This window comes from Streptomyces sp. NPDC048191, from assembly GCF_040652655.1.
Taxonomy (GTDB): Bacteria; Actinomycetota; Actinomycetes; order Streptomycetales; family Streptomycetaceae; genus Streptomyces.
The window spans coordinates 37867-53316 of sequence record NZ_JBEZMO010000010.1 but is presented as its reverse complement, the minus strand read 5'-3'; the positions used below and the strand labels follow the sequence as shown (position 1 = coordinate 53316).

Genomic DNA, 15450 nt, shown 5'->3' with positions numbered 1-15450 from the left:
AGCGCCTGGCCGCCGACCGCGACGGGACTGCCGTCGATCCGCACCGGCCCGGCGTCGTAAGGGCCTTCGCCGTCACCCTCGCAGCAGCAGCCACTGCTGGAGTTCGACCAGGTTGCCCTCCGGGTCCTTGAGGTGGGCCACGCGCATGCGGTCGGTCATGGGGGCCGGGCCGTGCAGCAGGGTCGCGCCGCGGGAGGTGATCCGTGCGCAGTAGGCGTCCAGGTCGTCGACGCGCAGGACGACCAGGGAGCGGTGCCCGGTGGCGGTCTCGCCCAGCTCGTCCAGGACCTCGGCCATCATCGAACGGTCCTGCAGCGCGATCCCGGCGGAGCCGGTGTGCGGGCTGAACTTCTCGTACGGTCCCTCGGTCGCCCCGGACTGCGGCTTGAGGCCGAGGACGTCGGCGTAGAAGCGGTAGCAGGCGGCGAAGTCGGTGACCAGGAGCCGGACTTGGGCGAGTTCCACGGTGTCCCCCAGGTGTCAGGACCAGCGGCCGGTACGGCCCAGCAGCAGGGCCGCCGCGGCGGTGCCGGCGGTTGATGTGCGCAACACGGTAGGACCGAGCACGTACGCCCGCGCGCCCGCCTCCTCGAACAGCGTCAACTCGTCCCGGGCGACGCCCCCTTCGGGCCCGACGACCAGCACGATCTCGCCCTCGGAAGGGAGTTCGGCGCTCGCCAGCGGCAGGCTCTCGTGCGCGAAGTCGGAGTGCAGCACCGCGGCGAAGTCGGCTTTGGCGAGAAGTGCGGCAACCTGTTTGGTGGTCGCGGCGTCCGCGACCTCCGGGAAGCGCAGCCGGCGGGACTGTTTGCCGGCCTCGCGCGCGGTGGCCCGCCACTTGGCGAGCGCCTTCAGGCCCCGCTCGCCCTTCCACTGGGTGATGCACCGGGCGGCCTGCCAGGGCACGATCGCGTCGACGCCGGTCTCCGTCATCGTCTCCACGGCCAGCTCGCCGCGGTCCCCCTTGGGCAGGGCCTGGACGACGGTGATCCGGGGACTGGGCTCGGGCTCCACCGGGAACTCGAACGGCTCGACCACCAGATGGTCCTTGCCCGGCACACCCACGACGACGCCGGCCGCGCCCCGCCCCCTGCCGTCCGTCAGCACCACGTTCTCCCCGGGCTGCAACCGCCGTACGGAGACCGCGTGCCGCCCCTCGGGGCCCCGCACGTCGACCAGCGAGCCGGGGCCCACGCCCTCGAGCGAGTCGACGACGAACACCGGCGCGGTCATCGCGGGCCGCCCTTGGCCGACAACGCTGTCCGGGCGGCGTCGAGTTCGGCGGCCAGCACCGCCACGAGCTCCCCGGCCGGCAGCTCCCGGGCCAGCCGGTGTCCCTGGCCCGCCCACAGCGCCATGCCCTGCGCGTCGCCGGCCTTGGCGGCGGCCTTGCGCAGCGGCGAGGTGAGGTGGTGGATCTCCGGGTAGGCGGCGGGGGCGTACGGCCCGTGCTCGCGCAGGAAGCGGTTGACCAGTCCGCGCGCCGGGCGGCCGGAGAAGGCGCGGGTCAACTCGGTGCGCGCGAACAGGGGGTTGGTCAGCGCCTGCTTGTGCACGGCCTGGGCGCCGGACTCGGAGGTGGCGAGGAAGGCGGTGCCCAGCTGGGCCGCGCTCGCGCCGGCGGCGAGGACCGCGGCGATCTGGCCGCCGCGCATGATGCCGCCGGCGGCGACGACCGGGATGCCCACGGCCTCGCGGATCTGCGCGACCAGCGACAGCAGTCCGATACCGGAACCGTCGTTCTCGGCCAGGTCGCGGTGGGTGCCCTGGTGGCCGCCGGCCTCCACGCCCTGCGCGATCACGGCGTCCGCCCCGGCCTGCTCGACGGCGCGGGCCTCCTCGGCGGTGGTTGCGGTGACCAGGGTCAGGGTGCCGGCCCTGCGCAGCTTGTCGAACACCTCCCGGCTCGGCACTCCGAAGTGGAAGGAGACCACCGGCACCGGGTTGTCGAGGAGCACGGCGAGCTTCGCCTCGTAGCCGTCGTCCCGGCCGCTGTCGGGGTCGCCCAGCTCGGTCTCGTACCAGGCGGCCTCGCCGGCCAGCTGGTGGGCGTAGACCTCGACGGCCCCCGACTCGGCATACTCGGGCTGGGGCATGAACACGTTCACGCCGAAGGGGCGGCCGGTGAGCCCCCGCAGCTGCTTGATCTCCTGGTACATGCCGTCGGCGGTCTTGTATCCGGCGGCGAGGAACCCGAGGCCGCCGGCCTCGGAGACGGCGGCGGCGAGCTGCGGGACGGAGACACCGCCCGCCATGGGGGCCTGCACGATCGGGTGGGGGAAGAGATCGGTCAGTGCGGAGGACATGACCGCATGTTGTCACGTCCTCCGAACAAGTCCGAATCCGGGCTTCCCCCGGCCTATGCCAGGTGCAATACCCGAGATCAGCGTCCGTTGAAGGCGTCCTTCAGCCGCGAGAACAGCCCCTGCCGCCCCGGCTGACCGTGCCCGCCCGGGGGCCACCCCCCGGACCCCCGGTCACCCGCCAGCGGACGTCAGCGTCCGTTGAAGGCGTCCTTCAGCCGCGAGAACAGCCCCTGCTGCCCCGGCTGGAACTGACCCTGCGGGCGTTCCTCGCCGCGCAGCTTGGCCAGCTCGCGCAGGAGCCGTTCCTGCTCCGGGTCCAGCTTGGACGGGGTCTGCACCTCGACGTGCACGATCAGGTCACCCCGGCCGCCGCCGCGCAGATGCGTGACACCACGGTTGTGCAGCGGGATCGACTGGCCGGACTGGGTACCGGGCCGGATGTCGACCTCCTCCATGCCGTCCAGCGTCTCCAGCGGCACCTTGGTGCCGAGCGCCGCCGCCGTCATCGGGATCGTCACCGTGCAGTGCAGGTCGTCGCCGCGCCGCTGGAAGGTCGGGTGCGGCAACTCGTGGATCTCGACGTACAGGTCACCGGCGGGACCGCCACCGGGGCCGACCTCGCCCTCACCGGCGAGCTGGATCCGGGTGCCGTTGTCGACACCGGCCGGGATCTTGACGGTGAGCGTGCGCCGGGAGCGGACGCGGCCGTCGCCGGCGCACTCCGGGCACGGGGTCGGGACCACGGTGCCGAAGCCCTGGCACTGGGGGCAGGGGCGCGACGTCATGACCTGGCCGAGGAAGGACCGGGTGACCTGCGAGACCTCACCGCGGCCCCGGCACATGTCACACGTCTGCGCGGTCGTCCCCGGAGCCGCGCCCTCGCCGTTGCAGGTGTTGCAGACGACGGCCGTGTCGACCTGGATGTCCTTGGTGGTCCCGAAGGCCGCCTCGTCCAGTTCGACCTCGATGCGGATCATCGCGTCCTGGCCGCGCCGGGTGCGCGAGCGCGGGCCGCGCTGCGACGCCGTACCGAAGAACGCGTCCATGATGTCGGAGAAGTTGCCGAAGCCGCCGGCCCCGAAGCCGCCCGCGCCGGCGCCGCCCGCCTGCGAGAGCGGGTCGCCGCCGAGGTCGTAGACCTGCTTCTTCTGCGGGTCCGACAGCACCTCGTAAGCGGCGTTGATCTCCTTGAACCGCTCCTGGGTCTTCGGGTCCGGGTTGACGTCCGGGTGCAGCTCGCGCGCGAGCCGACGGAACGCCTTCTTGATCTCATCCTGCGACGCGTCGCGGCGCACGCCGAGAACGGCGTAGTAGTCCGTGGCCACTTACGACTCCGCCAGGATCTGTCCGACGTACCGTGCCACTGCGCGTACCGCTCCCATCGTTCCCGGGTAGTCCATGCGGGTCGGTCCGACCACGCCGAGCTTGGCAACCGCCTCGCCGCCCGAACCGTAGCCGACCGACACGACGGAGGTGGAGTTGAGTCCCTCGTGGGCGTTCTCGTGCCCGATGCGCACCATCACGCCCGGATCCTTCGCCTCGCCGAGGAGCTTGAGGAGCACGACGTGCTCCTCCAGTGCCTCCAGGACGGGCCGGATCGTGAGGGGAAAGTCATGTCCGAAGCGGGTGAGATTGGCGGTACCGCCGATCATCAGCCGCTCCTCGTTCTCCTCCACGAGTGTCTCCAGGAGTGTGGAGAGCACCGTGGAGACCGTACCGCGGTCCTCCGGCTCGAAGGCGTCCGGGAGGTCCTCGACCAGCTTCGGCACGTCCGTGAAGCGGCGCCCCGCGACCCGGCTGTTCAGCCGAGCGCGAAGATCCGCGAGCGACGCCTCCCCGAACGGCGCCGGGCAGTCCACCATCCGCTGCTCGACCCGGCCGGTGTCCGTGATCAGCACGAGCATCACGCGCGCGGGGGCGAGTGAGAGCAGTTCCACGTGCCGGACGGTGGACCGGGTCAGGGAGGGGTACTGCACGACGGCGACCTGCCGCGTGAGCTGCGCGAGCAGCCGCACGGTCCGCGCCACGACGTCGTCGAGGTCGACGGCGCCCTCCAGGAAGTTCTGGATCGCCCGCCGCTCGGGCGCCGTCATCGGCTTGACGCCCGCCAGCTTGTCCACGAACAGCCGGTAGCCCTTGTCGGTGGGGATGCGCCCGGCACTGGTGTGCGGCTGCGCGATGAACCCCTCGTCCTCCAGGGCCGCCATGTCGTTGCGGACCGTCGCCGGGGACACCCCGAGGTTGTGCCGCTCGGTCAGGGCCTTCGACCCGACCGGCTCCTCGGTGCCGACGTAGTCCTGGACGATGGCGCGCAGTACCTGGAGCCTGCGTTCACTCAGCATTCGCGCGCACCTCCAGCACGTCGTCGTCCCCTCTGTCCCGCGATTCGTCCGCTTGGCACTCTTCGCATGCGAGTGCCAGCGTTCCCGGGCCCAGTGTACGGCTGTCGGGTACACCCAGGGCAAGGTCGGTGCGGTCGCGGCGGCACTTGGGGCTAGCGTCGCGGTATGACGGTGACTTGGGAAGAGCTGGGGTGGGAGCGGCTGGCCGCCGGGGCCGGCCGGTGCCGGCTGCCCGGCTGGGACTGCACGGTCGGGCTGGTCCTCGGGGAGGGTACGGCGCTGATGGTGGACGCCGGCTCCAGCCTGGCCGAGGGCGCGCGGCTACGGGCGCAGGCCGAGGAACTGGCCGACGGCCGTGTGACCCATCTCGCGCTCACGCATCCCCATTTCGACCACGTCTTCGGGGCGCCCGTCCTCGCGGGGGCGGAGGTGTACGCGGCGGTGGGCGTCGACGCGGTGTTCGCCCGCGAACGCGCCGAGCTGCGCCTGGACGCGATGCGCAACGGGCTCCCGGTGGCGGACGCCGACGAGGCGGTGGACGCGCTGGTGCCGCCCCGCCACCTGGTCTCCGGCGAGTGGACACTGGACCTCGGCACCGGCCGCCAGGCGCTGCTGGCGAACGTGGGCCCGGGTCACACGGCACACGACCTCGCGGTCCTGGTCCCCGGCTCCCCGGAGGTGGTCTTCTGCGGCGACCTGGTCGAGGAGTCCGGCGAGCCCCAGGCCGGCCCGGACGCGCTCCCGTCCCGCTGGCCGGACGCCCTGGACCGGCTCCTCTCGCTGGGCGGCGAGGACGCGCTGTACGTGCCCGGTCACGGAGCGGTGGTGGACGCGGCGTTCGTGCGGCGGCAGCGCGATGAGCTGGCGGCGCGTTTCGGCGTGTCGTAGGCGCGGCCGTACGGCTTCTCCTATCGTCACTCGAATGCGCCCACCCGTCTCCCGCCACCGCCCTTCCAACGGGGGCCCCTCGGGCCCGCGCCCTCGTTCGTACTCCCCCGACCTGACCCCGCCGTGGAAGGAGCCGAAGTCCGTGCCGGAGGTGCCGGCGGAGCCGGGCCTGGTGGTGGAGGAGCCCGGCACCGGGTTCTGCGGGGCGGTGATCCGCTGCGAGGCCGGCACGGTGACGCTGGAGGACCGCTTCGGCAAGCACCGGGTGTTCCCGCTGGAGCCCCGGGGCTTCCTGCTGGAGGGCCGGGTGGTGACGCTCGTACGACCGTCCTCGTCGGCTCCGGTACGGCCCACCCGTACGGCTTCCGGCTCGGTCGCCGTCCCCGGCGCCCGCGCCCGCGTGGCCCGCGCCGGGCGCATCTACGTGGAGGGCCGGCACGACGCCGAGCTGGTCGAGAAGGTCTGGGGCGACGACCTGCGCATCGAGGGCGTGGTCGTGGAGTACCTGGAGGGCGTGGACGACCTGCCGTCGATCGTGTCGTCGTTCGCACCGGGTCCGGACGCGCGGCTGGGCGTCCTGGTGGACCACCTGGTGCCGGGCACGAAGGAGTGGCGGATCGCGGAGTCGGTGACCAGTGAGCACGCGCTGGTGGTCGGCCACCCGTACATCGACATCTGGCAGGCGGTGAAGCCGGCGGCGCTGGGGATCGAGGCCTGGCCGACGGTTCCGCGGGGGCAGGACTGGAAGACGGGGGTGTGCCGGGCGCTGGGCTGGCCGTCGGAGAACACCGGGGCGGTGTGGCAGGCGATCCTGAAGCGGGTGGGGTCCTACCGGGACCTGGAGCCGGAGCTGCTGGGGCGGGTGGAGGAGCTGATCGACTTCGTCACGGGTAGCGGTGGGGCCTGACGTTGGGGAACGTTCCGAACTCGGTGGTGTCCAGTTCAAATCCCAGAGCGTCCACCGGGACTGGATCGCCGAATTTGACGATCTCCTGGCTCAGGTAGTCGGCGTCCTCGCCCTGGCCCGCAGGCTTCGTCAGCAGGACGCAGTGCGCCATGATCGGGTCCAGGACGAGGTAGGCAGGGATCCTTCCTGCCGCGTAGATCGAGCGCTTGACCACGTAGTCCTGATGGATGCTGGACTTGGAGACGACCTCCATGACCATCGTGACCAGCTTGGAGGGCAGCAGACGGCCCGAATCGGGTAGCGCGTCTCGCGCCACGACCACCAGGTCCGGTACGGGCTCGCTGGCCTCGTCCAGGATGTCCACGTCCTGAGTCTGAAGGCGAGACCAACGCTGGCGCGGGATCTGGTCCTGTACATCGGCGACGATCATGTTGTGCACGATGTCAGGGCTGGCCATCATCACGATTACCCCCCGGAGAAGCTCCATCTTGACGCCCTCAGGAGGCTCAAGCTCCTCGAAGATCTTCACCATGCCGGTGGTCATCGGTCGGTCGTCCACAGCGGTCATCTCCGCAGCCCTCCGGTTTCCGCCACCGTGCAATTACGGCGGCAGCCTACGAACCAGGTTAGGGACCGAACCGGCGTTCCGGAGGGATTCACTCGCGGGAGTGATCAGTCCACCAGGTCCCGCACCACCGCGTCCGCCAGCAGCCGCCCCCGCAGCGTCAGCACGGCCCGCCCCTCCTCGTACGGCCCGTCCTGAAGGAGCCCCTCCCCCAGCGCGCGCCGGGACGCCGCAAGCCCCTCCACCTTCAGCAAGGACAGCGGCGCCCCCTCCCGCAGCCGCAGCTCCAGCAGGATCCGCTCCACGCGCCGGTCCTCGTCGGACAGCAGCTCACGACCCGCCCCCGGCGACTTCCCCGCCGCCAGCGCCGCCGCGTACGCCCCCGGATGCTTGACGTTCCACCAGCGCACCCCGCCCACGTGCGAGTGCGCCCCGGGCCCCGCGCCCCACCAGTCGGCGCCGCGCCAGTACAGCTCGTTGTGCAGGCAGCGGCCCGCCTCCGAGGTGGCCCAGTTGGAGACCTCGTACCAGTCGAAGCCCGCCGCGGACAGGGTCTCCTCCGCGATCAGGTACCGGTCCGCGTGCACGTCGTCGTCGGTCATCGGGACCTCGCCCCGGCGGATCCGGCGGGCCAGCTGCGTGCCCTCCTCGACGATCAACGCGTACGCGCTGACGTGGTCGGGCCCCGCTCCGATCGCCGCGTCCAGCGAGGCCCGCCAGTCGTCGTCGCTCTCGCCCGGGGTGCCGTAGATCAGGTCCAGGTTCACGTGCTCGAAGCCCGCCGCCCGCGCCTCGGCGACGCACGCCTCGGGGCGGCCGGGGGTGTGCGTCCGGTCGAGCACGCGCAGCACGTGCCGCTTCGCGCTCTGCATGCCGAAGGAGATCCGGTTGAAGCCGCCCTCCCGGAGCGTGGCGAGGTACGCCGGGTCCACCGACTCCGGGTTCGCCTCCGTCGTGATCTCCGCGTCCGGCGCCAGGCCGAACTCGTCGCGGACGGCCCCCAGCATCCGTACGAGGTCGTCGGCGGCCAGCAGCGTGGGCGTACCGCCGCCGACGAACACCGTGCGGACCTGGCGCGGGTCGTCGCCGAGCACCTTCCGGGCGAGCCTGATCTCGTCCGTCAGCGTGTCCGCGTAGTTGTCGCGGGACGCCAGCACACCGCCCGTGCCGCGCAGCTCGGTCGCGGTGTAGGTGTTGAAGTCGCAGTAGCCGCAGCGGGTCGCGCAGTACGGGACGTGCAGGTAGAAGCCGAGCGGGCGTCCGGCGGCCCCGGCGAGCGCGGACGCGGGCAGCGCGCCGTCGGCGGGGACGGGCTCGCCGTCGGGGAGTGCGGAAGGCATGCCCTCCATTGTCCAGCACCGGCGCGGTTACTCCGCCTGCAGCACCAGCAGGGCGAGATCGTCCTCGGGCAGGCCCCCGCCGAAGTCGTGCACCAGGCGGCGGATCCTTTCCGCGATCAGCTCGGCGCCGAGCCCGGCGCAGCCCGACAGGGCGTGCGCGAGGCCGTCGCCGTCGTCGAACTGGCGGGAGCCGGAGCGCCGCTCGGTCACCCCGTCGGTGACGCACAGCAGGCTGTCGCCGGGGCGGAGGTCGAGGGTCTCGCTGGTGTAGGTCTCGTCCTCGACCACGCCCAGCAGGGTCTGCGGGCGGGCGGCGGTGCGCACCGTGCCGTCGGGGCTCAGGACGAGCGGGAGCGGGTGGCCGGCGGAGGCCAGCGTGCAGCGGACGCCGCCGTCGTGCGGGGTCAGCTCGCCGTACAGGAGGGACAGGAAGCGGGTCTGCGGGCCGTCGCCGGGGGCCACCGGCCTGCCGCCCGCGGCGACCAGTGCGCGGGCGGCCGCGTCGGCGGCCTCGGTGGCGTCGTCCAGGAGCAGCTGGTTGAGGCGGTCGAGGACGTCGGCGACGCGGTAGCCCTCGCGGGCGAGGAGACGGAGCCAGGGGCGGGCCAGACCGATCACGACCGCCGCCTCCGGGCCCTTGCCCTGGACGTCGCCGACCGCGAAGCACCACCTGCCGTCGCCCGCCGGGAACAGGTCGTAGAAGTCGCCGCTGGGGCCGCCCTTGTCGCAGGGTTCGTAGACGAGCGCGCTGCGCACGCCCGGGATCTCGGCGACCGCGCCGGGCAGCAGTCCGCGCTGGAGCACGGCGCTGATGGTGGCCTGGCGGGCGTACTGACGGGCCGCGCCGATGGCGAGGGCCACCCGGCGCCCGAGGTCCTCCACGAGCCCGGTGACCTCGTCGGGGAAGCGGGTGAGCCCGCAGCGGCCGATGACCAGCGTGCCGAGCGGCCGGCCGCCCGCGATCAGCCGGTACGCCAGCGCCGTGCCGTCGGCGCCCTGCGGGCCGAGGGCGTGACCGGGCCACGGGTAGGGCTCGGGGCCGGAGCGCAGCCCCTCGCCCGGGCAGGGCGGTTCCTTCTCCAGGGCGCAGCGCAGCTCCTCGATGTGATTCTCGCTGGCGTGCCAGACCCGGTCGGGACCGCCGCCGGCGCCGCCGCGCAGACTGGCCTCGTCCTCCAGCCACACCGCGCACCAGTCGGCAAGCCGGGGCACGATGAGCTGGCCGGTGAGGGCGGTGACCAGGTTCTCGTCCAGCTGTCCGGCGAGCAGGTCGGAGGCCTCGGCGAGGAAGGACAGCGCGCCCCGGCCGAGCCAGTCCCGGTCGCCGCCGACGCGGTGCGGCTGCGGGGCCAGATCCTCGGCGACCCCCAGAGCCGCTTCCGGCGCGGGCGCGTCCGCGTTCCCGATGCCGCCCGGGGGCAGCCGCGCCCAGACCGTCTTGGCGCCGGCGCGGTAGGTGACGCCCCAGGACTCGGCGAGCGTGGTGACCAGGCGCAGGCCACGCCCGTACTCGGGGGTGTCGTACATCCCCTCCCCGCCGAGGGCGTCGCGCGGGGCGCGGGAGGGGTGCCGGTCGCTCACCTCCACGACGAACGCGCCGCTCTCCTCCAGCCGCCAGTCGACCTGCACGTCCGTGCCGGCATGTACGACGGCGTTGGTGACCAGCTCGCTGACGACGGCCATGGCGTCGTCGGCGAGCCGGGCGGTCACCTCGGGGGCATCGGCCAGCGCGGCCCGCACCAGCGCACGGGCCGAGCCGGGCGCGAGAGGGCTTCCGGGCAGCGCGGCCTGCCCCCGGACCTCCCTGGCCCGGGGCTCACCCTCCCGCTGCGTCGGTATGGCCGCCATGTCCATGCGGCCCAGGGTGACAGACCGGGAGCGCCTATAAGCACTGGGTCACGGAAGTGGGCAGAAGAAGGCCACTTTCGAACGCCGGTGGGCGCAACTGACCCGGGGGCGCGGGGAACCGCGCGACAAGCCGCGAACGGCCCGCAGCCCCCGGTCACCGAACCCCTACTTCTCCCTCGTCCCGGCGTACATCTCGTCGATGAGGTGCTTGTACTCCCGCTCGACCACGGGCCGCTTCAGCTTCAGGCTCGGCGTGATCTCCCCGTGCTCCACGTCGAGATCCCTGGGCAGCAGGCGGAACTTCTTGATGGTCTGCCACTTCTGCAGCCCGGCGTTGAGCTGCTGCACGTACCCGTCCACCATCTCGACCGTCTGCGGCGCGGCGACGATCTCCGCGTACGCCCTGCCCTCCAGCCCGTTCTCCTTCGCCCAGTCCAGGAGGGCGAGCTCGTCCAGGGCGATGAGGGCGGTGCAGTAGTTCCGGTCGGCGCCGTGCACCAGGATGTTGGAGACGTACGGGCACACCCCCTTGAACTGCCCCTCGACCTCGGCCGGGGCGACGTACTTGCCGCCGGAGGTCTTGATGAGGTCCTTCTTGCGGTCGGTGATGCGCAGGTAGCCGTCGGGCGAGAGCTCGCCGATGTCGCCGGTGTGGAACCAGCCGTCGCTCTCCAGCACCTCGGCGGTCTTCTCGGGCAGCCCGTGGTAGCCCTCCATGATGCCGGGGCCGCGCAGCAGGATCTCGCCGTCGTCGGCGATGCGCACCTCCGTGCCGGGCAGCGGCTTGCCGACCGTGCCGGTGCGGTAGGCCTCGCCGGGGTTGACGAAGGAGGCGGCGGAGGACTCGGTGAGGCCGTAGCCCTCCAGGATGTGGATGCCGGCGCCGGCGAAGAAGTAGCCGATCTCGGGTGCGAGCGCGGAGGCGCCGGAGACACAGGCGCGCAGCCGGCCGCCGAACGCCTCACGGAGCTTGGCGTAGACGAGGGTGTCGGCGACCTTGTGCTTGGCGCCCAGGCCGAAGGGCACGGCGGCGGTACCGGTGCGGCGGAAGTTGTCCTGGCTGACCTTGGCGTACTCGCGGGCCACGTCGGCGGCCCACTGGAAGATCTTGTACTTGGCCGGTCCGCCCTCGCGCGCCTTGGCGGCGACGCCGTTGTAGACCTTCTCGAAGATGCGCGGCACGGCCGCCATGTACGTCGGCTGCACCACCGGGAGGTTCTCGATGATCTTGTCGACACGGCCGTCCACGGCGGTGACGTGGCCGACCTCGATCTGCCCGGAGGTGAGGACCTTGCCGAAGACGTGCGCGAGCGGCAGCCACAGGTACTGCACGTCCTCGCTGGTGATCAGGCCGGTCGCGGCGATCGCCCGCGCCATGTACGCCCAGTTGTCGTGCGGCAGGCGCACACCCTTGGGGCGGCCGGTGGTGCCGGAGGTGTAGATGAGGGTGGCGAGCTGCTCCCGGGTGATGGCGCCGACGCGCTCCTTGATCAGCTCGGGGTGCTTGTCCAGGAAGGCGGCGCCGCGCTGCTCCAGCTCGGTGAGCGTGGTCACCCAGTCGTCCGTCTCCACGCCGGCCGGGTCGATGACGACGACCTTGAGGAGGTCGGGCAGCTCCGCGCGCTTCTCGACGGCCTTGGCGACCTGGGCGGCGTCCTCGGCGATCAGCACACGGCTCTCGGAGTCGGAGAGGATGAAGGCCGACTCGTCCGCGTTGGTCTGCGGGTAGATGGTGGTCGTCGCACCGCCGGCGCACATGATGCCGAGGTCGGCGAGGAGCCACTCGACGCGGGTCGAGGAGGCGAGCGCCACCCGCTGCTCGGGCTGCACGCCCAGTTCGATGAGGCCGGCCGCGATCGCGTACACCCGCTCGGCCGCCTGCGCCCAGCTGAGCGACTTCCAGTCGTCGGGGCCCTGGCCGGACGCGGGCGGCACCGGATAGCGGTAGGCCTCGGCGTCCGGTGTGGCCGCCACGCGCTCCAGGAAGAGGGCCGCCACGGACGGCGGACGGTTCTCGATCAAGGTCTGTGTGTCGCTCACGACATCCTCCGGGGGCCCGCGACGGTGCGGCTGACTCGGTGCGGCTGGGTTAACTCACGGTGGGGGTTCGTGCTGTTGTTTAACTCGCGAGTAACTATCGAGCAGGGATCAGGGTAAGCCGCGACCGGCCGCTGCGTAAGGGGCATCGGCCTGTCACTTTCCACGGAGAGCGACACTACGCACGCGTAGGGGCCCACCACGCTTTCGCATGACAGGCCCCCGTGTGTCCGGTTTACGGACACAGCCAGCTGTTACCGATGGTTACTTCTTGCTCTTGGCCGACCCCGCGCTGTCATCGCTGGACAGGACGGCGATGAAGGCCTCCTGCGGAACCTCCACGGAACCCACCATCTTCATCCGCTTCTTGCCTTCCTTCTGCTTCTCCAGCAGCTTGCGCTTACGGGAGATGTCGCCGCCGTAGCACTTGGCGAGGACGTCCTTGCGGATGGCGCGGATGGTCTCGCGGGCGATGACCCTCGAGCCGATGGCGGCCTGCACCGGCACCTCGAAGTTCTGCCGCGGGATCAGCTCCTTGAGCTTGGCGACGAGCCGCACACCGTACGCGTACGCCTGGTCCTTGTGCGTGATCGCCGAGAAGGCGTCGACCTTGTCGCCGTGCAGCAGGATGTCGACCTTGACGAGGGAGCTGCTCTGCTCCCCCGTGGGCTCGTAGTCCAGGGAGGCGTAACCGCGGGTCTTGGACTTCAGCTGGTCGAAGAAGTCGAAGACGATCTCCGCGAGCGGCAGCGTGTAGCGGATCTCGACCCGGTCCTCGGAGAGGTAGTCCATGCCGAGCAGGGTGCCGCGCCGGGTCTGGCACAGCTCCATGATCGCGCCGATGAACTCGGTCGGCGCGAGGATCGTGGCCCGTACGACCGGCTCGAAGACCTCGTCGATCTTGCCCTCGGGGAACTCGCTCGGGTTGGTGACGGTGGCCTCGCTGCCGTCCTCCATGATCACGCGGTAGACCACGTTGGGGGCGGTGGCGATCAGGTCGAGACCGAACTCGCGCTCCAGGCGCTCCCGGATCACGTCCAGGTGCAGCAGGCCGAGGAAGCCGACGCGGAAGCCGAAGCCGAGGGCGGCGGACGTCTCCGGCTCGTAGACCAGCGCGGCGTCGTTGAGCTGCAGCTTGTCCAGGGCCTCGCGCAGCTCGGGGTAGTCGGAGCCGTCCAGCGGATACAGACCCGAGAAGACCATCGGCTTCGGGTCCTTGTAGCCGCCGAGCGCCTCGGTCGCACCCTTGCTCTGGCTGGTGACGGTGTCACCGACCTTGGACTGCCGGACGTCCTTCACACCGGTGATGAGATAGCCCACCTCGCCGACGCCGAGGCCGTCGGCCGGCAGCATCTCGGGCGAGTTGACGCCGATCTCCAGCAGCTCGTGCGTGGCGCCGGTGGACATCATCCTGATGCGCTCACGCCTGTTGAGCTGACCGTCGATGACACGGACGTACGTCACGACACCGCGGTAGGAGTCGTAGACCGAGTCGAAGATCATCGCGCGGGCGGGCGCGTCGGCGACACCGACCGGGGCCGGGATCTCCTTGACCACCTTGTTCAGCAGCGCGTCCACGCCGAGACCGGTCTTGGCGGAGACCTTGAGCACGTCGTCCGGGTCGCAGCCGACCAGGTTCGCCAGCTCCTCGGCGAACTTCTCCGGCTGGGCGGCCGGCAGGTCGATCTTGTTCAGCACGGGGATGATCGTGAGGTCGTTCTCCATCGCCAGGTAGAGGTTGGCGAGGGTCTGCGCCTCGATGCCCTGGGCGGCGTCGACGAGGAGGATGGTCCCCTCACAGGCGGCGAGCGACCGCGAGACCTCGTAGGTGAAGTCGACGTGCCCCGGGGTGTCGATCATGTTGAGGATGTGCGTCGTGCCCTGGTCGGGGCCCTCAGTGGGGGCCCAGGGCAGACGCACCGCCTGGGACTTGATCGTGATGCCGCGCTCGCGCTCGATGTCCATCCGGTCGAGGTACTGAGCACGCATCTGCCGCTGCTCGACCACACCGGTCAGCTGGAGCATCCGGTCGGCGAGCGTGGACTTGCCGTGGTCGATGTGCGCGATGATGCAGAAATTGCGGATCTGAGCCGGGTCGGTACGGCTCGGCTCGGGCACATGGTTAGGGGTCGCGGGCACGCAGGGTCCTGTCTCTTGAGGCGCCTTATGCCTCGGGTCGGATCGATACGTAGTCTCCATGGTCCCACGGGGAACGACCGGGGACCGTTTTGGGCCGCTCGCAGGGCCACTGGTACTGTAGATGGCTGTGCCTCATGCCCTCTCAGCGCGAGGCGCGTCAGAGAAATTTTGGATCACCGGTACGGGACCTTTCCCGGCCCGGTACCTGAACCTGAAAAGGCTCCTTCGTGGCGAACATCAAGTCCCAGATCAAGCGGATCAAGACCAACGAGAAGGCCCGGCTGCGCAACAAGGCCGTCAAGTCCTCCCTGAAGACCGCGATCCGCAAGGCCCGTGAGGCCGCTGCCGCGGGTGACGTCGAGAAGGCCACCGAGCTGCAGCGCGCTGCCGCGCGTGCGCTCGACAAGGCCGTCTCGAAGGGCGTCATCCACAAGAACCAGGCCGCCAACAAGAAGTCGGCGCTTGCTTCCAAGGTCGCGACCCTCAAGGGCTGAACCCCCTTTCTGATCTGACCGCCGGAAGGACCCAGAGCGGGCCCTCTCTCATCCGCTCCCGACCGGCACCCCGAGCCTGTACGCGGCCTGCGTTCGCCACGCGGGTACGGGCTCATCAGCTTGAACCCAGGGCCTCGGTGCTCCCCCTTCCCCAGGGAGAGCGCCGGGGCCTTCGGCATGAGCACGGCATACGGCCACGGCCCGCACCCTTCCGCCCGGCCGCTTCAGGACCGCACCCTTCCGCCGGCCGCTTCCGGACGGGATCTGAGGAGGTGGGAGCCAGGGACGGAGCGCTGGGCGGGGGCCCGGAGCAGAGCGCTGAGCGGGGGCCGGAGCAGAGCGCTGAGCGGGGGCGGAGCATGCGCTGAGCGGGGGCCGGAGAGAGCGCTGGACGGCGCCCCGGGCGGAGTGCTGAGCGGGATCCGTGCGGGACGGAGTGCTGAGCGGGGGCCGGAGAGAGCACTGGACGGGATCCGGGCGGGACGGAGTGCTGAGCGGGGGCCGGAGCAGAGCGCTGAGCGGGGGCGGAGCATGCGCTGAGCGGGGGCCGGAGAGAGCGCTGGACGGCGCCCCGGGCGGAGTGC

At 71.4% G+C, this 15450-nt stretch carries 13 protein-coding genes; 3 read left to right on the top strand and 10 right to left on the bottom strand.

Going from position 1 to position 15450, the window contains the following annotated elements:
• Window positions 1–72 precede the first annotated feature (72 nt).
• The 5 genes from AB0D93_RS18465 to hrcA all read right to left on the bottom strand — a co-directional run bounded on the left by AB0D93_RS18465 (window position 73) and on the right by hrcA (window position 4648).
• Window positions 73–465, bottom strand: coding sequence for a VOC family protein (locus AB0D93_RS18465; RefSeq protein WP_362120472.1), 393 nt, complete (start codon window positions 463–465; stop codon window positions 73–75).
• 15 nt (window positions 466–480) lie between these two features.
• Complete coding sequence (locus tag AB0D93_RS18460; protein ID WP_362120470.1) at window positions 481–1233, bottom strand: 16S rRNA (uracil(1498)-N(3))-methyltransferase; 753 nt, start codon at window positions 1231–1233, stop codon at window positions 481–483.
• The gene (locus tag AB0D93_RS18455; RefSeq protein WP_362120468.1) at window positions 1230–2306 is read right to left on the bottom strand and encodes a nitronate monooxygenase; all 1077 of its coding nucleotides are present in this window, start codon (window positions 2304–2306) and stop codon (window positions 1230–1232) included. Before AB0D93_RS18455 ends, AB0D93_RS18460 begins: the two co-directional genes overlap by 4 nt.
• Before the next feature lie 188 nt (window positions 2307–2494).
• The gene (gene dnaJ / locus AB0D93_RS18450) at window positions 2495–3631 is read right to left on the bottom strand and encodes a molecular chaperone DnaJ (RefSeq protein WP_362120466.1); all 1137 of its coding nucleotides are present in this window, start codon (window positions 3629–3631) and stop codon (window positions 2495–2497) included.
• A complete protein-coding gene (hrcA, locus tag AB0D93_RS18445; protein ID WP_270083888.1) occupies window positions 3632–4648 on the bottom strand; it encodes a heat-inducible transcriptional repressor HrcA in 1017 nt (338 codons plus the stop codon).
• 165 nt (window positions 4649–4813) lie between these two features.
• On the opposite strand from hrcA, the gene AB0D93_RS18440 reads away from it, so the two are divergent.
• A complete protein-coding gene (locus AB0D93_RS18440; RefSeq protein ID WP_362120463.1) occupies window positions 4814–5536 on the top strand; it encodes an MBL fold metallo-hydrolase in 723 nt (240 codons plus the stop codon).
• A gap of 34 nt (window positions 5537–5570) precedes the next feature.
• The gene (locus AB0D93_RS18435) at window positions 5571–6443 is read left to right on the top strand and encodes a DUF3097 domain-containing protein (protein WP_362120461.1); all 873 of its coding nucleotides are present in this window, start codon (window positions 5571–5573) and stop codon (window positions 6441–6443) included.
• Here AB0D93_RS18435 and AB0D93_RS18430 read toward each other — a convergent pair.
• The 5 genes from AB0D93_RS18430 to lepA form a co-directional block, all read right to left on the bottom strand.
• A complete protein-coding gene (locus tag AB0D93_RS18430; protein ID WP_362120459.1) occupies window positions 6421–7011 on the bottom strand; it encodes a Uma2 family endonuclease in 591 nt (196 codons plus the stop codon). The two genes, AB0D93_RS18435 and AB0D93_RS18430, sit on opposite strands and share 23 nt — an antisense overlap.
• Window positions 7012–7115: 104 nt before the next feature.
• Window positions 7116–8348: a radical SAM family heme chaperone HemW gene (gene hemW / locus AB0D93_RS18425; protein ID WP_362120457.1), complete on the bottom strand. Its 1233-nt coding sequence runs from the start codon at window positions 8346–8348 to the stop codon at window positions 7116–7118.
• 27 nt (window positions 8349–8375) lie between these two features.
• Window positions 8376–10196, bottom strand: coding sequence for a SpoIIE family protein phosphatase (locus tag AB0D93_RS18420; protein ID WP_362120824.1), 1821 nt, complete (start codon window positions 10194–10196; stop codon window positions 8376–8378).
• A 165-nt stretch (window positions 10197–10361) separates the two neighbouring features.
• Window positions 10362–12236 carry an AMP-dependent synthetase/ligase gene (locus tag AB0D93_RS18415; protein ID WP_362120455.1) on the bottom strand — a complete coding sequence of 625 codons (1875 nt, stop codon included), beginning with the start codon at window positions 12234–12236 and terminating at the stop codon, window positions 10362–10364.
• A gap of 261 nt (window positions 12237–12497) precedes the next feature.
• On the bottom strand, window positions 12498–14372 hold the full coding sequence (gene lepA / locus AB0D93_RS18410; RefSeq protein WP_362120453.1) for a translation elongation factor 4: 1875 nt from the start codon (window positions 14370–14372) through the stop codon (window positions 12498–12500).
• Window positions 14373–14599: 227 nt separating this feature from the next.
• Between lepA and rpsT the strand changes: the two genes are divergently transcribed.
• The gene (gene rpsT / locus AB0D93_RS18405; RefSeq protein ID WP_061922887.1) at window positions 14600–14866 is read left to right on the top strand and encodes a 30S ribosomal protein S20; all 267 of its coding nucleotides are present in this window, start codon (window positions 14600–14602) and stop codon (window positions 14864–14866) included.
• Window positions 14867–15450 lie beyond the last annotated feature (584 nt).